This window comes from Syntrophaceae bacterium, from assembly GCA_013177795.1.
Taxonomy (GTDB): Bacteria; Desulfobacterota; Syntrophia; order Syntrophales; family UBA2192; genus UBA2192.
In genome coordinates this window covers 253,153-273,032 of the sequence record JABLXY010000004.1, presented here as the reverse complement: position 1 = coordinate 273,032, position 19,880 = coordinate 253,153, and the positions used below count along the sequence as shown (strand labels likewise).

Here is a 19,880-nt window from a genome sequence, read left to right as displayed (position 1 = left end):
ATCCGATCCCAATATTTTGATCGGAAAAAGGAGGTGAGAACGAATGGCGACTTACAGTCTCAGGCGTTTTGCCCATGCCGACGGCCTCAAGGCCATCGCGCGTAAGCACCTGTTGGCTCTGCTGAAACCTCACAAGCCCTACTTCGACGGCCGAGGATTGACGTTGCCACCGCCGTCCGCCTCCGACGGCATCGATTACGACCAACTCGTCAATGTGCTCATGAACCCGGATACGGACACGCCGAAGGGCCTGCTCGACGCACTCTACTTTGTGCATGAGATGGCCACGCCCGAAGCCATGGACGTCCTCCTCCAAGAGGCGGAGAACAACGGCATCTCTCTCGACGGGAACCCCGACCCCACCGCGGCCGACGTGGCCGTTCAGGTCTACCTGCAGGACAAGGACCTTCTCGAGCGCAAGCACGCCGAGCAGTACCTCTTGAAGCCCCGGTCCTTCGAGTATTTTCAGACCGATACACATCCGATCCCCAAGTTCAAACAGCCGACGGCGAAAGCGCTCGTGGCTCTGGAAAAGGACCTCGACGATTGGTTCGAGAAGAAGAAGCGCGGACGGGGATCGAAAGTCTTCGTTTACCCCAAGAAGGATTCCGTGTGGTTTCTGGTGCGCCACGGTGATCCGTTGCGGCGTGAAGGCAGCCTCGACGGCGGTCAGGCATCGAGCGTCTTCTACCGTCCCGAAAAGTACGACGTGCTGGTTTACGAACCGACCATCGGCGAGATCCGAATGCATGCTTGCGGAAAAGGGGAAAAGGACCTCTTCCGCCGGCAGTTCGGCCGCCATGTGTTCAGCAAGGAGGATTTCTTCCCTGAGACCGGCAAGTACACTCTCGAGCCGCTTCGAAACGGCGGAGACACATCCATCGTCTGCGCCGACGTGGACGGCATGGAATGGGTTCGCCTAAAGGAGATTCAGTTCTTCTGGGGCGGCTCCGAAAAGGAGATCGAGATACGTAAAGCCAACGACGTGTTCGCCGCCTATGCCGGCCGCGGCCGCGCCATGCCCCAGAAGGCACGGATCATCCGGGCGAGCTTTCAGGTGAGATTCACCGACTCCAAAACGGCCAGGACCGTGACCATCCGGCCCTCGAACATCGCGCAGTACACCAGGGACAGTGACGCCGCCGTGGTCGAGGACTGGCTCACGAAGCGAGGATTCATCCTTGCCGAGCAGGAAGACGATGACGAATAGGTCGACCGGATTCTGGCAGGCACTTGAAACCGTCCCCGGCGTGGCCGCGGTGGATGCCGAGTGGAAAGTCCGGTTCGGAAGCGATTATGGGACGGCTAAGGCCTTCCTTCGTCCGAACGGCAAGCTGGCATCTTCGCATACCTGCTTGGTTCAACGCGGCTGCGGCTGTGAGCACGAAGTGGTCGTGCACGATTCGGAGGACATTGTCGCCGTCTGCAGGTGCGAGCGTGGATGCGAGACCTTTGCCCTACAGCGATCCGACATAGTGGTCTATGAGCTGGATCGTCCGGCCCTCGACACGGCGCTCGCCAAGGTCTTCGGCCTGATCGAAGAAACCGACGCGGGAACCGACCTTCCCGGAACGACGCGCATCGGTGTTTACTCTCCATATGCCGGATACCGTTTTCCGGTCTACCTGGCGATCCAAATCGAGCCCGATGATTTTAACGAGGCGTTGGATGGTCTCTTGGGGAGGAATGGCACGCCATTCATTCTCTTGTCTCCCACGCGGGAACTCTGCTCCGCGAAGGCGGAGAAGCGGCTGACCGACAAGCGGTCGGGCTTCGTGCCCCTGTCGGAAAGCGTTGCCATCGGTGACAAGCGACAACTTCGGCTCCTTCGTCCACTCGATGAAATCCTTGCGCAATTCCGCGGGGTCAATCTTCCGCCGCCGAAGGAAGACGGTGCCTCAGCCTTTTTCCCCACACCTCCAGACGCATCGTGGGGCGACGTGTCGATCCGCTTCAAGGACGGGCATACCGTCTCGGTCAAAGCGAAGACGGTCGGAGGCGTGTTCAATTACACGCAGATGGGCATGGCCAATAAGAAAAATGGAAACCCCACCGTTCAATGGGAGCTGCTCAAGACCTTCGCCGATGAGCGAGGAATTCTGGACTGGAGCAGCAACAAGGCACACAGGCACAATCAGAAACGCCGCGAACTCCTCGCTGCCAACCTGCGCGATTTCTTCCGCATCGAAGGCGATCCCTTCCGCCTGACGGATGACGGAAAGGGTTGGCAGGCACGCTTCATCATCTCCCCCGACGAATAGCCTATCTTCCGGCCCAGCGAAATTTCGATGGGCATCCGGAAAAAAAGTTTCCCCTCCGTAGCTCAGGTATCCGCCTGAGTTTTCTTCATTTTCACGTCGCTCACCATCGACGCGCCGGGCCGTCCCGCCCCTCCCATCGAAATTTCGCCAAAGAGGGGTGACGGTCCGGCGAGACCCTCACCCTGGAAGAAACGCCCGGATAATCCGGGTGAACGCCCCCTGGGAGGTCCATTCGCCGGACCCGCCTCCCAGGGGGCTTTTCGTTGATGCGCCCAAGTGCGCGAAAGGAGGTCCGGTATGACGGATGTTGTGACAAAGGCGGCCCTGACTCCTGCCAGGAAACGCCTGGTCGAGCTGATGCAGGAGGTCAACTACGGACGGATTGAGGGACTGCGCGTCCAAAACGGCGAGCCGATCTTCGATCCTCCGCCCACCGTGCTGCGGCTGTTTCTGTTCGGCAAGGACAACGGGCCGAACGAATCCCGCGGCAACGACGGCTTCGCCCTGAAAAAGAAGGTGGCGGAGCTGTTCGAGGTCTTCGACCGGGAGCGCTCGCTCTCGATCCAGGAACTCATGATCGACAACGGATTGCCCGTCCGCATGACCGTGGCGGACGCGGTCCGGGTCTGATTCAGACCCGGCCATAGAGCACGGTCCATCACCAGACAACAGACTGGCCGCAGAGCGGAGGTCGTTGTGGGTGTCGCCGATACCGGCGTACTCGCAACACCTCCGCTCGCTTCATATAGAGCGGTCGTCCCGGCGCAGGTCGACACCCACACGAGCTCCTCCTCGGCCCCGAGGAGGCTCAAATGGGTTTCGACAAACGCTACGAAGGAATCGACGAGTATGCCGTTCGGATCATCAAGTACAAAGCAAGACAACTGGTCGGCCGGGTGGGTTTCACTGAGTCCGACCGCGAGGACCTGGAGCAGGAAATGATCCTGGACCTGCTTCAACGCCTGCCCAAATACGACCCCGCCCGCGCCCAGCGCACCACTTTCATCGCCCGCGTGGTGGACCACAAGATCGCCACCATCATCGAGGCGCGGAAGGCCGGGTTGCGGGATTACCGGCTCTGCCGCTGTTCCTTGGATGATCGTTTCGAGTACGGCGAGTATGAAGACGGCTTCTGCATCGAGCGCATGGAGATCATAGACCAGGAAGACTACCTCATGCGCACGGGCAAGATTTCACGCCCCCCTTCCGACTTGCGCGACCTCTCCATCGATGTCCGTCAGGCAATCGAAAAGCTGCCGCCGGAGCTACGCGAACTGTGCCGACGTCTCGACACGGACACAGTAACGGAAATCTCCCGCGACACCGGGATTCCGCGGGGGACGATCTACGAATCCATCAAGAAGCTGCGAGCGATCTTCGAGGACGCCGGACTGAGGGACTACCTCTGATCGTCCGACGGTCCGGGACCGCCTCCGGTAGGTAATGAGCGGGTCGGATGCACGGAAGGCGTCCGAGAGGCAGCCGAAAGCATCCGGCCCGGGCGCGCCCTCCAATAGACCTTACTGAACGGAATGGAGGCATCAAACATGAACCGAGAACTTTACCGATACAACTTCGACTCCAAGGTCCCGATCCGGGACGTCGAGGAATCCCTGCTCCTGGCGGTGCTCGCCGCCGAGAGCCTTCACGGCCGATCGCTCGTGCGGCTGGACGCGTCCTTCTGCCTGGATTCGCACAAGCGCTCCTGCATCGTGGATGCGGCGACCGAAGTCGGGCGCGCCATCGCCCGCATCTTCACCGGTTTTCTCACCCGAGAGTTCGGCGAAGAGGCCTTCAAGGTCGAACGAGTGGGCGGTCCTCCGCCCGTCGGCCCCGAACTCAAAGCCACGGGGGCCGCGTGATGGAAACGAAAACGACCACCACCTATTCGATGTGGAGCCTGTTCCGCAACTGCCGCAAGGCCTGCGAGTGGCGCTACATCCAGGAACTGGTTCCCCTGGAACGGGACCACAACCTGGCCTTCGGCACGGTGATCCACAAGTGTCTGGAGATCTGGCACGGCTGCAGGGACCTGGGACTCGTCCTCGATTTCATCGACCGGACCTACCCCAACCGCGCACAAGAGGAGGACCAGAAGCGGGAATGGCATCTGGCCGCGGCGATGATGAAAGGCTACGCGGCCTGCTATGCGAGCGAGGAGTTCGATGTCGTCTCCCTCGAAAAGACCTTCGAGGGGGGCATCGTCAACCCGGCCACCGGCGCTTCATCCAGAAGCTTCGTGCTGGCCGGAAAGGTGGACGGCGTCGTCCGAATCGGCGACGAGCATTTCCTGCTCGAGCACAAAACCGCCTCGCAGGTGGATGCGGACTACCTGGAGCGGCTCTGGACCGACTTCCAGATCGTCCTCTACTCCCGCTACGTGGAACAGACGCTCGGCATCCGCATCGCGGGCGTTCTCTACAACATCCTGGTCAAGGCCCGTCTGCAACAGGGACGCGGTGAAACCGAAGCCGAGTTCGAGGCGCGACGGGCCGATCTGATCGCAAAGTCCAAGACCGGCAAGAGCAGCGCCAAACGCAGACTGCCGGAGAGCGACGACGAGTTCCAGGCGCGGCTGGCCGCCAAATATACCGAGCCGGGCATGTTCCACCGGGAGATGCTTTACCTCTCCCGTGACCGGTTCGAGACCCTGCAGTCCGAACTCTGGGAACTGACCCAGGCATTTCTCGACGCGCGCCGTCGCGGCGTCTTTTACCAGAACACCGCCTTCTGTTTCCACTACCGCCGGTCCTGCGCCTATTTCCCGCTTTGCCGCGCCGACGGCAGCACCAACGTCATCGAGAACTTTTACCGCAAAGTCCCCCCGCACGAAGAGCTGCGGGACGAGACCTCGTTCGAAGAGGCTTCGGCTTTTTGAGGACCCCATAGAAAAGGAGAACCGACATGTTGCCTACGAAGAAAAGTCCCCCCAAGCAGGATCACGCCGATCTCACGGTGCTGGTATACGGCCCGAGCAAGATCGGCAAATCGACCTGGTGTTCCCGGTCTGAAGGCGCGCTGTTTCTCGCCACCGAACCGGGACTGAATTCGCTGGATGTCTTTCAAGTCCCCATCAGGAGCTGGGAAGAGTTGCTCGCCGCCTGCGGCGAGATCGCCGAGGGGAAACATCCTTACAAGACCGTCATTCTGGATACGGTCGACAACGCCTACCGGATGTGCAGCGACTACATCTGCACGAAGTTCAAGATCGAACACGAGTCCGATCTCGGCTACGGCAAGGGCTGGGCGCTGATCAACAACGAGTTCCACCGTGTCCTGACCAAGCTGGCCTTCCTGCCATACGGACTCGTCCTGGTATCCCACTCTCAGGAAAAGGAAATCGAGACGCGGACCGGCAAGTACATCCGCATTATCCCGACCCTCCCCGACAAAGCCCGCAAGATCGTGCTGGGCATGGTCGACCTGATCCTCTTCTGCGACCTGGAAGTGACGAGCGACGAGAGCGGAAAACCGGTCTACCGCCGCGTCATGCGAACCAAGCCCAGCCCCCACTACGAGGCGGGCGACCGCACGGGAAGGCTTCCCGAAACCATCGACCTCAATTTCCAGGCTTTCATTGAAGCGTTCAACAGGCCGGCGGCCGCGCCGAGGGCGAGTGCCCCGCGGTCGGTGCCGGCACCGGGGGACGGGCAGGACAAGAAGCCCGCACCCGCCGGTAAATAAACCCCATAGATGGAGGAACAGACCATGGAGAACGAAGACTACGGACATTTTGACCAGCCCCGCGGCGCCGAGGACATCGACCTCGCACAGTTCGACGACGATTTCGAACATGCCGAGGTCGAAGAACGCGAGTTCGAGACCATCCCGGACGGCAAGTGCCGGGTGAACGTCGAGCGGGTGGAACTGACCCGGGCCCAGACCTCGGGAAACCCCATGCTCAAGTGGACGCTGCGAATCCTCGCCCCGAAGTTCCGGGGAAGACTCCTGTGGCGCAACAACGTCATGGCCACCCGCGAAAACATCAAGTGGCTCAAGACGGACCTGCACACCTGCGGGTTGAACCTGGACAAGCTCTCCGAGCTTCCGGCCAACCTGGAGAAGCTCATCAACGTCAAGCTCGAGATCACCAAGCGCACGCGCGGCGAGAACGAGAACGTCTACATCAACCGGCGCATCGTGCTCGAAGACGGCGGAGACGAATACGACGCGGCGTCTCGCAACGCCCTGGCCCCGTTCTGACGTGAACCGGGTCACCGTCGTCGTCGACACGCGGGAGCAGGAACCCTACGCCTTTGAATCCGGTTGCACGGAGGTCGTCCGCCGCGCCCTCCCCGCCGGGGATTACTCCGTCGAGGGGCATGAGGATTCCGTGGCGGTGGAGCGAAAGACCCTCGAGGATTTCGTCTCCACCGTCATCCGATCCCGCAAGCGATTCACCAGGGAGCTGCGCCGTCTCTGCGAGTACGACGCCGCATGCGTCGTGGTGGAAGCGGACCTCCGGGACATTCTCGGCGGCCGCTACCGCTCCGGAGCACATCCCAACGCCGTCCTGGGAACTCTGCTTTCCATCGTCGTCGACTTCGGCATCCCGGTGTTTTTCTGCTCCGACCGGCAGGCTGCCTGCCGGTTTGTGGAGGGATTTCTACACAGGTATCACCGGAAGGTATCGAGACGATGCGAACAAGATCAAACAACCAATCCGTAAACGTTCGCGGCCGAATCGAAACGGTCTTCTACGCCGGGCCGCGGTTTTCCGCAGGCCGTCTCGTGACGGTCGACGGCGACGAGGTGCAGTTCGCCGGGCGGCTCTTCGCCCGTGAGAACGAACCGGTCGTGCTGAACGGCCGCTGGGTGACCCACCCGAAGTACGGCCGACAATTCGAGGTCGAGGGCATGGAATACGACCTCGATCTGGACGCCGACGGTCTCGCCAACTACCTGGCCAACCACCCGGAGATGAAGGGCGTCGGCCCTGTCAAGGCCCGCTTGATCGCCGAACGCTTCGGTCATGATTTCGACCGGATCATCACCGACGATCCCGGACAAATCGCCGAGGCTGCAAGGCTGTCGCCGGACGCCGTACAGAAGCTCCGCGTGGAGTGGCTCAAGACGCGGGAGACCAACAAGGCGATCACCTGGCTGGCCGCTTTCGATCTCACCCATCACCAGGTGACGAGCCTGGTCAAGAAATTCGGCAACGACGCGTTGGGCCTGCTCAAGGCAGACCCTTACATCATCGTGCGCGAGGTCCGCGGCTTCGGGTTCAAGCGCGTGGACAAGATCGCCAGGAAGATGGGCACCGCCAAAGACGACCCCGCGCGTATCCGGGCCGGTGTTCTCCACTGCGTGAACGAATCGCTGGATCAAGGCGACTGCTGGATCGAATTCGAGGAGCTGGTCGATCAAGCCAACGTACTGCTGGTCATGGACGTCCTCGACAGCCGCGACCGCATCGAGCAGGCGCTTGACCGGCTCATCGACGAGAAGGTCTTGGTCTGCGTCTCCCACGGCGGGAGGTTCCTCGTCGCCAAGCCAGAAATCCGCGCAATGGAGGAGGACCTGGCAAAGGTCTTCGGGAACGGCGGAGCGCCCAATCCGCACTTTTCCGACCGAGACCGCCTGCCCGACATGGTCGCTGAAACCGCGCCGCAGCTCAACGCGGGCCAGCGGCAGGCCGCCGTCACCGCACTTCGTCATTCGATTTCGCTCATCTCCGGCGGAGCGGGCAGCGGCAAGACCTTCACCGTATCCGCCATCACCGGCGTTTACGAAGAACAGGGACTGCGCGTCATCCTGGCCGCACCCACAGGCAAGGCCGCCAAGCGTCTCGAACAGGTCGTCGGCCATCCAGCGGGTACGATCCACCGGCTACTGGGTTTCAACGGCAAGGACTACGCCCGGGGACCGGACGATCCCATCGATGCCGACGTGATCATCGTCGACGAGGTCTCGATGGTGGATGTGCCCCTGGCCTGGCACCTCTTTCAGAGCATCGATCTCGAGCGGACCGCCGTGGTGCTGGTTGGAGACCACAACCAACTGCCTCCCGTCGGACCGGGCAATCTGTTGCGGGACCTTGTCCAGTCGCGGATGGTTCCCACGGTGCTCCTCGACCAGGTGGTACGGCAGGCCGGCATCCTGAAGGAGAACAGCATCGCCGTCTTGAACGGCGAGGTCCGCAAGACGAGCGACGCCGAACCCTCCGGCCGCCGGGCCTGGTACGTGGTGGATCAGTTCACCGATCAATGGGGCGCGCAGCGGTTCGTACTGGACCTCTTCGAGAATGTGCTCGTTGAACGCCTCGGGTTCGACCTGTTGACCGATGTCCAGCTTCTGACCCCGACCCACAAGGGGCCGCTGGGAACACGCGATCTCAACTGCGAGCTTCAACGTCTGGTGCAGCGCAGACTCTGGAATGTCGAAGCGCCCCCGACGACGCCAGGTCGCCGGCCCAAGTTTCTCGTGCATGACAAGGTCATCCAGACCCGGAACAACTACGAGATCGGCGTCATGAACGGCGCGATGGGCGTGGTGCTCCACGTCGGCCGAGACGGTTCCCTGAGCGTGGACTTCGACGGCATCCCGGTGGAGATAGAGGCCGGTTCACCCAACCTGCAGGACATCCAACTCGCCTATGCCCTGACGATCCACAAGGCCCAGGGCTCCGAGTTTCCATGCGCCGTGGTGGTGGTCCACAAGGCCCACTCCTTCATGCATCACAGGAATCTTCTTTACACCGGCGTCACGCGGGCCAGACAGACGACGGTCCTCGTCGGGGACCGCTGGGGCATCTCGAACTGCGCCAGAAAGCGGAAACAGGACGACCGCCGAACGTTCCTCTCCCTCCTACTGGATGCAGGTCGCCTTGAGGAATCCCGTGTTCCCGCGACGACCGGTCGGTAGCGAATGGACATTCTTGGAGCGGAGCGCGCATGACATTCGAACGTCAGGACAACGTGAGGGAGTATTACCGGCGGATCACCGAGGTCGACATCGGTATGGTCGCGCGGGAACTGCTTGGCGCTCACGTCCTGCATGAATCCGACCGCCTGCTCCAATGCGACTGCCCGAACCACAGCAGCCAGTCGCACCGGTCCCTTCATGTCATGCTCGACAAGCAAGGTTGGTATTGCTTCGGCTGCGGCGTCGGCGGCGACGTGCTCCAGCTCGTGGAGTTCATCCAGTCGGGCCGGGTGACGCGGGGCCAGTCCGGTCCCATGCCGGAAAGCCATCAACATGCCCGCGATTTCCTCGCGGCCAAGGCTGGGTTGCAGTCTTTGGCCAAGCACGGACTCTCGCCAGAGGAACTGGCGGAAGCGGATGCCCAGCGCCTGGTTGAACTGCGGGTCCATGAGGTGTTGACGGCCCTGGCGGAACACTATCACGGGCGGCTCAAGGACAACCCCGAGGTACTCGAATGGCTTCGGTCCAAGTACGGTCTTTCCGTGGAGACTGTCGATAGGCTCCGTATCGGCTATGCGGACAACGAAGGCGATGATGGCATCGTCCGGAAGTTGACCTGCAAGGAACGCGGTTTCTCCCCGCGGGACTTGGCCGCATCCGGCGCGTTTCGTCCCACCAACCAAGATGGGCTCGATCCGTTCTTCGACCGGCGCATCGTATTTCCCTACTGGAGCCGCGGTCGGGTCGTTTTCATGATCGGACGCAAGACACCGTGGACGCCTGACAAGCCATGGGAGCAAGGAAAATACAAGAAACTCCCGGTCCACGACGAAAACACCCGCAAACACATAGCCCCGTGCATCGACAATAGTCATCTCTACAACGAGGACTGTCTGCTCGCCGACCCGGAGCGGTTGATCATCACCGAGGGCGTGACCGACTGCATCTCGCTTATGGAACATGGCTTCCCGGCAGTGTCGCCGGTGACCGTCCGTATCCGCGAGGCGGATTGGGAGCGGCTGCTGCCGCGCCTTCGCAACGTAAAGACGGTCTACGTCTGCCAGGACAACGAGATCTCCCAAGCCGGGTTGAACGGCGCGCTCAAGACAGCAGCGGTCCTTTCCGAGCACCGCATACAGACCCGTCTTGCGCTTCTCCCCCTGGATGAAAGACGCGAGAACGCCCGCCGGGAATTGCGGGAGCGGTTCGGTCTCGACGCCGCGGTGGGAGCCCGCGAACTGACCAAGCGCCTCGACGGCCGGGCCCCGGATGAAATCCGCGAGGCCGAGCGCCTGCTCTCCGAAGCCAAGATCGACGTCAACGACTACTTCGTGGCCGGTCACTCCGCCCAAGACTTCGAAGAGTTGCTGGCAAAGGCCGAGACGCCCTTGGAGTTCGGCATCTCTCATCTGCCTACCGACGTCTCGGAAGAGGAGCGCAACCGACTGCTCGAACCGATCCTGCGGGAAGCCGCATACCTCTCCCCGCTGGAGCAGAACCGCCATCTGAAACTCATTCAGGAGCGGTTCGGCAAGACGGGACCCTCGCTGGCCACGCTGCGCGATCAAGTGCGGGCGGTGCAAAAAGAGCAGCGGTGCCAGGCCAGGCAGGAACGGAAGCGGGAAAAGCGATCATCGGATGCATCTCCCGGATCGTGCCGGGCACGGATCGAGGAAGTCCTGCTTGCGACCGAAGAAGAACGCGGCTCGCCCGACTTCACCCTTGCCGCCGAAGCCGCCTACGAATGGTTCGCCGCCCACGGGGCCAGGTTCTTCCGCACGCCCCAGGGCGAACCGTTCATGTTCTTCGAGGACACGATCCTGTGGATGGACACGCCCGACCGGGGCCGTAAGCGGCTCTACGCGTCCCTCATGTACAAGCACACCGGGATGGTACAGACCACCGGCGGCGGCCGCACGTTTTACGAAGTGCTGTCAAACCTGGCGGTGGAGCGCGGACAGGTGCGGGAGCATTTTTCCTGGCTTCACACGGACGTGGCCAGGGAAACGGTCTACTTCAACCTGAACAACACCGACCACGAGATCGCCAAGATCACCCCGGAGGGAGTCGAAATCCTCAAGAACGGCGGCAACGCCGACGGGATCATCCTGGACGGTTCGCGGAAGATGGCACCGATCCGCTTCCTTGCCGACGCCGATCCAGCGGAAGCCGACCGGCTCCTGGTGGAGCTGCTGCTCGACAATCTCACCTGCGCGCCGGGGGATCGAGTGCTGATCCTCTCGTGGCTGTCCTGTTTCCTCCTGATCGATTTCGCCGGCACGAGGCCCATGACCCGGTTCGAGGGTCCTGCGGGCTCGGGCAAGACCACTGCGAGCAAGTTGATTTCGGCGTTGCTCTACGGCGAGTCCCAGCAAAAGAAGAGCACCGACGCGGCCAACTATACCGACGGCTCGCAGAACCCGCTGATCGTCCTCGACAACATCGAGGTCAAGCAGATGACCGAGGACCTGACGACCTTCATCCTGACCAGCATCACCGGCATCGCCAAGGAAAAGCGCAAAAGCGGCACGGATACCGAGACGGTCATCGAGCGGACAAAGTGCCTGCTCAACACCACTGGCATCGAACCCTTGGGAGGGGAACTCGCAGAAATCCTGTCCCGCTCGTTCATCATCCGGTTCGATATGGACGAGCAGGCGAGCGATTGCTTCCTCGAAGCGAAAATTCTGGCCGCTCTCCGGGAGCACCGCGACCTGATCGTCTCTTCCCTGATGAAGCGCACGAGCCATCTGCTGGCCATGCTCCGGGCCGGCGCTCAAGAGAAGGTGATGCGGCTTCTGCACCGAAGCCTCGGGAACCACAGCAAGCGGCGATGCAACGACTACCTGAGCCTCATGTATCTGATGATGCTCGCCGGTGAGCAGGAGGAAGTGATCGACCGGGCGCTGGAAGAACTCCATCCGCAGTTTGTGGGCCGGATCGCCACGCTCAACAACGTCAGCCTCGAGACCGCCCGCGAGTCCAATCCCATAGCCACCTGCCTGGCGGCGCTCTTCAAGGCCTACCGGCACGCGCTTGAAGCGGACCGGGAGAGCTCCGCATTGAACGTCGCCAAGACCAACAAGGCGGCCTTCCTCGAACGCTACCAGCTCGATTTTCGGAACGAGACCACCGTCGAGGGCGCTCTGGCCCGCGACCTGTTCGTGGCCGTCAAACGGCTGTCCAAAGATTTCGGGCTGTCCTTCAGCATGAACTCGGTGCAGCAGTTCGCCCAGCGTTTTTCGAACGACTTGGACACCATCCGCCAGGCCGGGTTCGAGATCGCCGTCAACCGGTCGGAGCATTCCGTCCGGCGCACCGCCACCTACGACATCACCTTCCTCATCTGAGCCTTTTCCCTGCCGCCGTCTCCTTGTGCGAAGGGTACCCTTCGCAAACCGCGAAGGACCTTCGCACCCGTAAACAGCGTCATATCAAGCTGTTGCGCCGACACTGCGAAGGTGCGAAGGGTTTCAGGGGTTCACCCCCTTGCTCAGAAAAAAATACCGCATGCCGTGATCCCGTGTCTCTCGCCGGATCACCGGTTGTTTTTTCGGTCCGCGCGAGAGTGACCCTCTCTACATCCTTCGCACCTTCGCATTCTTTATTCATATCTATCAGCAATATCAATCATCTACAGCACTGCGAAGGCCCCTGCGAAGGTTCGAACCGCATTCATCGACCTTCGCACCTTCGCATCCCGGCGGTACGGACCCCGCTCCGGTAGGTATCCCATGAACGGAAACCACCTGATTGGAGCAGGGAACGTGAGCCTTCTCGAACTCATGATGCAACAGACCGCCGGAGGATCAGCCCCGGTCGATACGAGCAATCCGTCGGTCGATGTCTCCAAGCCGGAGACAACGGAACCGGCTGAGCGCAACGATCCGCAGGAAACCATCGATCCCGACGGCACCGCCCTTTACGCGGCCACGAACCTGGAATCCTGGGAAACCGACAAACCTCGACACTTCGCTCGGGACGTGGGGATCGACGGCGTCTGCTACCGCCGTCTGGACCCGGAATACTACGCATGGCTCCGGCACAAGATGGCGTTGGCAAAGAAAGCGTTGGAAGCGGGACGACTCGATCCCGCAGCTTTCGAAGAGTTGCGGAGGCGGTTTAACGACATTCATGCCTGGGCCGTCCAACGTTTCAGAGAGAACGAACTTCTCGCCGCCGTTCGGAGTATCGATCCCAAGACCTATCCTCCACCAGCGATTGACCCGGCCGCCCAAAGCCGTCCCGCTTGTACCGAACCCGTCTCTCCGGTTGTATGTCCCCCTGCACCGGCTGTCGAGCAACACCTTTACCCCAAGGACGGGGAGTGGCGTTTCACGGAAAAGGTACCGCAATCGGCCATCGACAAGGTCGATGCCATCCGCGACCAGGCGCTTTCCCTCGGCTGGTCCGAGGCGCGGCTCTATCAGAACCGGGGACGGTTCCGTTTCCCGTGCGGCGAGGACTTCGGTCTCGTCTGTTTCGTCGACGCCAAGGAGCGCATCGGCGACGTGACCCGGCAGTACATCGAGATCATCGGTCCGCCCCCGCGGGAGAACCGCCTTCGTTTTCACAACCCGGATGTGGATCAACCATGGCTCAAGAAAACGAATCCGGATACATGAAACGACCCTACGCCAATGCCAGGGATGTCCTGCCGCCCGAGGTCCTCGACACCGTCCGGCGGCATTTCACCGGTCTCCTCTGGGTGCCGAGCGATGTGGGCTTTTACGAGGAACGCCGCAAGCTCGTATTGGCGCTCAAGGATCAAGGCGTGCCCACCCGCGAGATCGCCAGGTTGTCCGGCGTGACACCCCGCCGGGTGCGCCAGATCGTGGCTCAGAGCCGCGAGGAATCCATTCCGACGCATCGCGATTCGCTCCGGTAGGTATCGAGGGGGTTTCCCCTGAAGAGGGCGAAATCCGCCTTCCGCCCCGAACCCCGAGATGCCGAAACGAAAAACGCGGTGATCATGGCAGACGACAAGGCCCAAGACAGGATCGGAAAACACGACGCGGGTCAGCTCAAACGCTGGCACCGCAACGCTGCGTCCGAGCAGGAGGTCCGCAAGACCGCCAAAGCGCGGACCGGCAGCGGCGCAGTCCCTGGCAACCAGAACAGTCTGCGCCACGGCATCTACGCCGACCGCTTCCTCTCACCGGAGGAGCGTCCCCTCTTCGAGGCCATCATCGGCCAGCTCTACCAGGACTTCGTGTTCAACAAGAGCTCTGACTTCATGCAGGTCGAGCTGGTGGCGGTCTATTTTCTCAAGCTGGGACGGGCGCAGGAGTCCGGCGACTGGGACGCCGCCGAGCGACTGGACCGGATGATCCGCTGTCACCTCAAGGACCTCAAGGCAACGAAGATCGCCCGTGAGGGTGAGGCATCCCAGGGACCGGAGACGACGCCGGCTGAGTGGGCCACGGCCCTGCTTGAAAAGCTGGCGGAGTCCCAGAAGAAACCGGCCCGGAAAAAGACCGCGAGAGGGAAAACACGGAAATGAGGTCGGATAACACCACCGTATGCCATGCAGCGACCCGCGAAACACGCGGACTTGCGGCGACCCCCGGCCTGGGAATGTCGGATAAGACGTGTTCTCTGACATTCCGAAGCCGCCGGTCACCGGAAGGTTCTCTCAATCAATGCTTCCGCCCGGCTCCCGAAGGCTCCGATGCTGCCCGCATCATTGCCTGCGGATGTGTTCGGGGACGCGACTGTAGGCGGACTGTCTCTTTCCTCTGTCATTGCCTGTCCGAAGGCGGGAATGGAAAAGCGGCCCGGGTGGACCGCTTGGCTTCCATGGTCGGCTGCGGATCAGAGGCGCTCGAGGGCGTCCTCCAGCGCGCCGTCCACGAGGTGGGTGTAGACCTGGGTAGTCGACAGGTCCCGGTGCCCAAGGGCCCGCTGGACCACCAGGATGTCCCCGGTCCGGCTGTAGAGGTGGGTGGCGAAGGTATGACGCAGCGCATGCGGACTGAGCTTCTTGTCGATGCCGGCAGCCTTGAGCCAATACTCGAGCCGCCTGGCCACCTGCCGCTCGCAGAGCCGCTCCCCGCGGTTGGAGAGGAACAAAGCCCGGCATTCGCCGTCGCCCCGGCGTCGGCGCTCGACCAGGTAACTCCGCAGGAGGGAGCGCAGAGTGGACTTTAGAAATTTCACTTGCGGGACGGAGCCCTTGGCGAGCACGCGGAGATGCTTGGCGTCGAGGTCCACGTCTTCGATGTCCAGGTCGACGAGTTCCTGCAGCCGGATGCCGGTCCCGAGGAAGACCTCGATGATGGCGCGGTCCCGGATCGCCAGGGAGGATGCCCTGCCGCGAAGTTCCTTGAGCAGACGGCGCTTCTCGGCCTCGGTCAGAAACTTGGGCGGAGTCCGGGGAAGCCTGCGAAGGGTCAACGACCCGGCCGGATTCTCCCGGACGATCCCGTTCCGCTCGGCCCAGGTGAAGAACGACCGGACGGCCGCCTTGAACCGATGCATGGATGCCGGCGACCGGACGCCGCCCCTGGCCGAGGTCGTCACCTGCGGTGAGGTCAGCGCCTCGTCGATCATGGCGCTGGTCACCTCGTCCGGAGCGGTTTCCGGATGCCTCCGGATGAGCGTCTCGGACAAGTACGAGAGATCGCGCAGGTATGCGCTGATGGTGTTCTCCGAACGCCCTTCGGCCGCGAGCCTCCTGCCGAAGGCTTCCAAGGCGTCGGTGAAACCGGGCCGCGCGTCTGAAGGCTCAGGACTGCTCAGCAGCCGGAGCCTCGATGGCGTCGTGTTCGTCATTACGCTCTCCTCCTTTCTTGGCGCTCCGGCCCATGGGCGTGTCCTTGGGCAGGGGCAGCTTGTCGATGCGGCCGGTATCCTTGGCCCAGATCAGAAACATGCGGAGCACCCGCTTGGTCTTCTCGACCGTGGGCACGGAGCGCTCCCGCCCGTTGGGCAGCTTGAGCAGCGCATCGGACTTGAAGAATTTTCCCACGTGCGGAATGAGGACGCTGGACAGCTTGCGCTCCGCACCGAAGAAGGCCTCGATCTGCTCGAAGTCCTTGCCGTAGGTGTAGAGCGTCCGCTCCTTTTTCCCCTGGGTCCGCAGGTTTTCCAGATAGGCCTGGGCGGCCTGATGCAGGGTCTCGTTCATGACTCGTTCTCCTTTCGTTCGCTGAGTTCAGGTTTCCCGATCCGGATGGTCTCGGGTTCGAAAAAGCTCATTCGGCACCTCCTTTCAAACGGCTCAAGTCCTTGTATTTCAAAGCCCTGCGCACATTCACATACAGGCTTCGTGTGCGCAGGAAGTCAAGGCGTTCCATCGGTATTTGCATGAATGTACAAACATTGCAGTGAAAGGCAGGCAATCGTGAAAAAGGAATTTGAACTCATATTGCGGGCGATTGTGGTTGCAATCCTGGCGGCATCGTTGGCCATGTTGTTTAAAATGGTCCCCTGGGGATTTTTTATGGCGAGGCCGTCTTAATGGCCCGCATGTCCGCCAAGGAGCGCAAACTGGCGGAGACCCTGGCGGACCCGGTCCTATGGGGACAGGGATACCTGCGCAACCGCGACGGGGGACAACGGGTCTACTGGCCGCACCAAGCCGAGGACCTGCTCTGCCCGGACAAGAACATCATCCACCTGGACGGGCGCGACGTGGGCAAGAGCGTCTGCATCACCACCGACGCCCTGCATTTCGCCTTCACCAACCGGGGCTGCCAGGGACTCGTCGGCGCGCCTCACCAGGGACATCTCGACACGCTGATCGAGGAGATCGAGTTCCAGCTCGACGCCAACCCGGACCTCATGGTCAGCGTGGCTCTCACCAAATACGGCAAGCCCAAAATTCACCGCAAACCCTACTTCCGGCTCGAATTCACCAACGGCGCTATCCTCTACTTTCGGCCCGCCGGAGCGTACGGCGATGCTTTCCGCTCGCTGCATGTGGACCGTGTCTGGGTAGACGAAGGAGCGTGGCTCACCGAGCGGGCATGGAAAGCCCTGCGCCAGTGTCTGAAGTCGGGCGGCAGACTGCGCATCTATTCGACGCCAAACGGGCTGCGCGACACGACCTATTACCGCTTGACGGGCTCGACCCAGTTCCGGGTATTCCGCTGGCCTTCCTGGCTGCACCCGGCGTGGACCCAGGAGCGCGAGGCCGAGCTGCTGGAATTCTATGGCGGGCGGGACAGCGCGGGCTGGCAGCACGAGGTGGCCGGCGAACACGGCAAGCCTTCCTATGGCGCGTTCAATGTCGAGCACCTCAATCTCTGCCGACAGGACGTGGTCGAGTATCAGAAGGTCGTCGTCACCGGCGAGGATCTGCGTGGCTGCGCCACCGAGGAGGAATCCCACGACCGCCTGGAGATGCTGCTCAATCTCATGCCGCGGACCGGCGTCTATTGGATCGGCGGCGACCTCGGCTACACCAACGACCCGACGGAGATCGTCGTTTTCCAGGAAATCGAACTGCCCGAGCGTAAGATCGTCAAGCTGGTCCTGCGGGTCCGCATGGAGCACGTGGCCTATCCGCACATCGCCCAGACCATCGCGCTTCTGGACCGGTATTACACAGCCGCGGGCATCGGTGTGGACAACGGCGGCAACGGAATGGCCGTCGTGCAGGAACTGCTTACCCTGGACAAGTACAAGGACTTGGTTCTTCAAGGACGGCTGCGCGGTTACGACTTCGGGGGCATGACCACCCTGGCCGTGCGCGACGGCCACGAGGTCAGGAAGCGGACCAAGGAATTCATGACCAGCCTTATCGCCGGGGCGCTGCAGCGACGTCAGCTCGTGTTCCCCGTCGAGGACCTGGAGATCGAGGACCAGTTCACCACCCACACCTATACGCTGCACGACGGACGCATCGTCTACTCAAAGGGCAACGACCACGTCATCGACGCCGTGCGCTGCGCCATGCTGGCCCGGGAGCAGGCCGTCCTCAACCAAGTGGGCGAGGAGACGGTTTCCTTGGTGCCGCTGACGACTGACCCGGTGTTTATCTGATTCGGGAGGATGCGTTCCCCTTCGTCCTTTGGAATCATCCAAGTCTTGCCGTATCCCGCCCACCGACGTTCCTTCCCCGCCTCCGGTAGATAACCCCAGGGGCGGGCTATCCCCGCCATACGGCGCGAATGTCGCGCCCACAAGGGCAAGAAACCGAGAGGACCCCGGTGGAAACACGATCCAATCCGACATCCGACAACCCGGCATCCGGATCGGGCGCTGAGTCGACGCCGCTTTCAGCGGACGGTCTGGTGCTCGTTCCTCTGGCAGCCGCCGCGGCCTTGGACCCGTCCGTGTTCAGCAAGGTCAACGCATCCGAAGCGATCCCGGCCTCCTGGGAGGACCGGGCGCGCAAGGCCTGGGAGTATTACCTCGAAGAGCCGCTGGTGAAAAACTGCGTCAACTCCTGGCGCACCTTCGCCGTGGGCGAAGAGATCAAGATCGCGGGCGATGACGAGAAGGTGAAGTGGGAGGCTGTGGATGTCGCCGACCGCCTGGGCGTCTCCGAGTTCGTCAAGGACATGATTCTCCAGCTCCTGGTCAAGGGCGACGCCGTCGGGTTCAAACGCTACACCAAGGACGGAAAGGACCTGGAGGAACTGGTCTGCGTCAACCCGGTTTCGGTCAAGGTCAAGTACGCTCAAGGGCGGCTCGTCGAAGCCCGGCAGACGCCGGAAGACAATCCCGCCGCGGACGAGGGGCTGGACCTGCCGGTGGAGCAGGTGCTCCATCTCAAGTGGGACGCGCCGGCCTTCTCGCCACGGGGCAACTCTCTCGTCCTTCCCGCTTTCCAGTCCATCGAACTCCTTCGCGACTACCGCCGGGCCGAACAGGCCATCGCCAAACGCTGGGCCACGCCGTTCAGGCTTCTCAAGGTCGGCGGCGCGTTCGGCCAGAAGATGGTCATGCCCGACCAGAAGATGCTCGAACAGGTCCGGGACATGGTCAACAAGATGGACCTCAAGAGCGGCTTGGTCGTCCCCTTCTACGTCACGGTCGAGACCCACGGCACCGAGGGGCAGGTCCTCAACGTCGAGGACAAGGTCAAGGAAGTGAAGGAAGACATCGTCGTGGCGCTGGGCCTCTCGCGGTCGCTGGTGACCGGGGACGGCCCGAACTTCGCCACGGCCTCGGTTAGCCTCCAGAAGATGCTGGTGATGATCCGGGAGATCAAACAGGTCGCCCGGATCATCCTTAACTGGATATTCAACGACTGGCTGGAGCTCAAGGGCTGGGAAGACAAGACGCTCCAGTTCCTGTTCAACGACCTCGATCCCTCGGATGCGGTCGACTTCAAGCGCCTGCTTATCGAGCTCTACGACCGCAAGCTCATCAGCCGTTCGAGCCTGCAAATCAAGATGGACCTCGACCCTGACATCGAGTCCGCCAACCGGGAGACCGAGAAGCGCTCGGTGGATCTGCTCGACGAAAAGCAGATCAAGCCCATCGTCGATATGGTGACCGCCGGGATCATGGGCGTGGAGACGGCGCAGGAGATGCTCGGCCTCGACCCGGCGAAGAACCCGGCTGGGAGCCGCGCCGAAGCATCGTGGGCCGGACCGTTCGCCCGCGCAAGCATCGCCGCCGTCTGTGACGACTGCGCGCATTTCGACGGCGATCTCAACCACTGCCGGGTCCAGCGAAACGAAACCACCTTCGATACCCCGGTCTGCCGTTTCTTCGACCCGAAGACCGCTGCGATGGAACAAGGCCCCGACCGGGAAAAGGAACCGACGTCCCGGCAGCCGGCGTGCCGGGAGTGCG

The 19,880-nt window shown here is 62.0% G+C and carries 17 protein-coding genes and 1 pseudogene; 16 read left to right on the top strand and 2 right to left on the bottom strand.

Going from position 1 to position 19,880, the window contains the following annotated elements:
* Window positions 1-43 precede the first annotated feature (43 nt).
* From HPY67_15370 to HPY67_15305, 14 genes are all read left to right on the top strand, one after another.
* The gene (locus HPY67_15370) at window positions 44-1,210 is read left to right on the top strand and encodes a hypothetical protein (protein ID NPV06096.1); all 1,167 of its coding nucleotides are present in this window, start codon (window positions 44-46) and stop codon (window positions 1,208-1,210) included.
* Window positions 1,200-2,261, top strand: a complete 1,062-nt coding sequence (locus HPY67_15365; GenBank protein ID NPV06095.1) for a hypothetical protein — start codon at window positions 1,200-1,202, stop codon at window positions 2,259-2,261. The genes HPY67_15370 and HPY67_15365 overlap by 11 nt, the downstream gene beginning before the upstream one ends.
* A gap of 297 nt (window positions 2,262-2,558) precedes the next feature.
* On the top strand, window positions 2,559-2,891 hold the full coding sequence (locus HPY67_15360; protein ID NPV06094.1) for a hypothetical protein: 333 nt from the start codon (window positions 2,559-2,561) through the stop codon (window positions 2,889-2,891).
* Window positions 2,892-3,073: 182 nt separating this feature from the next.
* Entirely contained in the window at window positions 3,074-3,670 is a 597-nt protein-coding gene (locus HPY67_15355; GenBank protein NPV06093.1) for a sigma-70 family RNA polymerase sigma factor, read from the top strand.
* 138 nt (window positions 3,671-3,808) lie between these two features.
* Window positions 3,809-4,123, top strand: coding sequence for a hypothetical protein (locus HPY67_15350; GenBank protein NPV06092.1), 315 nt, complete (start codon window positions 3,809-3,811; stop codon window positions 4,121-4,123).
* Window positions 4,123-5,139, top strand: a complete 1,017-nt coding sequence (locus HPY67_15345; GenBank protein ID NPV06091.1) for a hypothetical protein — start codon at window positions 4,123-4,125, stop codon at window positions 5,137-5,139. Before HPY67_15350 ends, HPY67_15345 begins: the two co-directional genes overlap by 1 nt.
* A 26-nt stretch (window positions 5,140-5,165) precedes the next feature.
* Window positions 5,166-5,945 (top strand): ATP-binding protein, encoded by a 780-nt coding sequence (locus HPY67_15340; protein ID NPV06090.1) that lies wholly within the window; start codon window positions 5,166-5,168, stop codon window positions 5,943-5,945.
* 24 nt (window positions 5,946-5,969) lie between these two features.
* Window positions 5,970-6,464: a DUF669 domain-containing protein gene (locus HPY67_15335; protein ID NPV06089.1), complete on the top strand. Its 495-nt coding sequence runs from the start codon at window positions 5,970-5,972 to the stop codon at window positions 6,462-6,464.
* A gap of 1 nt (window position 6,465) precedes the next feature.
* Window positions 6,466-6,930, top strand: coding sequence for a hypothetical protein (locus tag HPY67_15330; protein NPV06088.1), 465 nt, complete (start codon window positions 6,466-6,468; stop codon window positions 6,928-6,930).
* On the top strand, window positions 6,900-9,128 hold the full coding sequence (locus tag HPY67_15325) for an AAA family ATPase (GenBank protein ID NPV06087.1): 2,229 nt from the start codon (window positions 6,900-6,902) through the stop codon (window positions 9,126-9,128). Before HPY67_15330 ends, HPY67_15325 begins: the two co-directional genes overlap by 31 nt.
* A gap of 29 nt (window positions 9,129-9,157) precedes the next feature.
* Complete coding sequence (locus tag HPY67_15320) at window positions 9,158-12,478, top strand: DNA primase (GenBank protein ID NPV06086.1); 3,321 nt, start codon at window positions 9,158-9,160, stop codon at window positions 12,476-12,478.
* Between the two features lie 384 nt (window positions 12,479-12,862).
* A complete protein-coding gene (locus tag HPY67_15315) occupies window positions 12,863-13,753 on the top strand; it encodes a hypothetical protein (protein NPV06085.1) in 891 nt (296 codons plus the stop codon).
* Entirely contained in the window at window positions 13,750-14,016 is a 267-nt protein-coding gene (locus HPY67_15310) for a helix-turn-helix domain-containing protein (GenBank protein NPV06084.1), read from the top strand. The genes HPY67_15315 and HPY67_15310 overlap by 4 nt, the downstream gene beginning before the upstream one ends.
* Window positions 14,017-14,100: 84 nt before the next feature.
* Window positions 14,101-14,631 carry a hypothetical protein gene (locus tag HPY67_15305; protein ID NPV06083.1) on the top strand — a complete coding sequence of 177 codons (531 nt, stop codon included), beginning with the start codon at window positions 14,101-14,103 and terminating at the stop codon, window positions 14,629-14,631.
* 311 nt (window positions 14,632-14,942) lie between these two features.
* Here HPY67_15305 and HPY67_15300 read toward each other — a convergent pair whose 3' ends face one another.
* A complete protein-coding gene (locus HPY67_15300) occupies window positions 14,943-15,902 on the bottom strand; it encodes a tyrosine-type recombinase/integrase (protein NPV06082.1) in 960 nt (319 codons plus the stop codon).
* The gene (locus HPY67_15295; protein ID NPV06081.1) at window positions 15,856-16,257 is read right to left on the bottom strand and encodes a hypothetical protein; all 402 of its coding nucleotides are present in this window, start codon (window positions 16,255-16,257) and stop codon (window positions 15,856-15,858) included. Before HPY67_15295 ends, HPY67_15300 begins: the two co-directional genes overlap by 47 nt.
* 341 nt (window positions 16,258-16,598) lie before the next feature.
* Between HPY67_15295 and HPY67_15290 the strand changes: the two genes are divergently transcribed.
* Entirely contained in the window at window positions 16,599-18,116 is a 1,518-nt protein-coding gene (locus HPY67_15290; GenBank protein NPV06080.1) for a hypothetical protein, read from the top strand.
* A 248-nt stretch (window positions 18,117-18,364) separates the two neighbouring features.
* Window positions 18,365-19,807: pseudogene (locus HPY67_15285) on the top strand (phage portal protein).
* The last annotated feature ends 73 nt before the right edge of the window (window positions 19,808-19,880 follow it).

Bases quoted from the DNA above. Each gene is read 5' to 3' on its own strand.
- HPY67_15370 (NPV06096.1), top strand. From the start codon at position 44: ATGGCGACTTACAGTCTCAGGCGTTTTGCCCATGCCGACGGCCTCAAG.
- HPY67_15365 (NPV06095.1), top strand. From the start codon at position 1,200: ATGACGAATAGGTCGACCGGATTCTGGCAGGCACTTGAAACCGTCCCC.
- HPY67_15360 (NPV06094.1), top strand. From the start codon at position 2,559: ATGACGGATGTTGTGACAAAGGCGGCCCTGACTCCTGCCAGGAAACGC.
- HPY67_15355 (NPV06093.1), top strand. From the start codon at position 3,074: ATGGGTTTCGACAAACGCTACGAAGGAATCGACGAGTATGCCGTTCGG.
- HPY67_15350 (NPV06092.1), top strand. From the start codon at position 3,809: ATGAACCGAGAACTTTACCGATACAACTTCGACTCCAAGGTCCCGATC.
- HPY67_15345 (NPV06091.1), top strand. From the start codon at position 4,123: ATGGAAACGAAAACGACCACCACCTATTCGATGTGGAGCCTGTTCCGC.
- HPY67_15340 (NPV06090.1), top strand. From the start codon at position 5,166: ATGTTGCCTACGAAGAAAAGTCCCCCCAAGCAGGATCACGCCGATCTC.
- HPY67_15335 (NPV06089.1), top strand. From the start codon at position 5,970: ATGGAGAACGAAGACTACGGACATTTTGACCAGCCCCGCGGCGCCGAG.
- HPY67_15325 (NPV06087.1), top strand. From the start codon at position 6,900: ATGCGAACAAGATCAAACAACCAATCCGTAAACGTTCGCGGCCGAATC.
- HPY67_15320 (NPV06086.1), top strand. From the start codon at position 9,158: ATGACATTCGAACGTCAGGACAACGTGAGGGAGTATTACCGGCGGATC.
- HPY67_15315 (NPV06085.1), top strand. From the start codon at position 12,863: ATGAACGGAAACCACCTGATTGGAGCAGGGAACGTGAGCCTTCTCGAA.
- HPY67_15310 (NPV06084.1), top strand. From the start codon at position 13,750: ATGAAACGACCCTACGCCAATGCCAGGGATGTCCTGCCGCCCGAGGTC.
- HPY67_15305 (NPV06083.1), top strand. From the start codon at position 14,101: ATGGCAGACGACAAGGCCCAAGACAGGATCGGAAAACACGACGCGGGT.
- HPY67_15300 (NPV06082.1), bottom strand. From the start codon at position 15,902: ATGACGAACACGACGCCATCGAGGCTCCGGCTGCTGAGCAGTCCTGAG.
- HPY67_15295 (NPV06081.1), bottom strand. From the start codon at position 16,257: ATGAACGAGACCCTGCATCAGGCCGCCCAGGCCTATCTGGAAAACCTG.
- HPY67_15290 (NPV06080.1), top strand. From the start codon at position 16,599: ATGTCCGCCAAGGAGCGCAAACTGGCGGAGACCCTGGCGGACCCGGTC.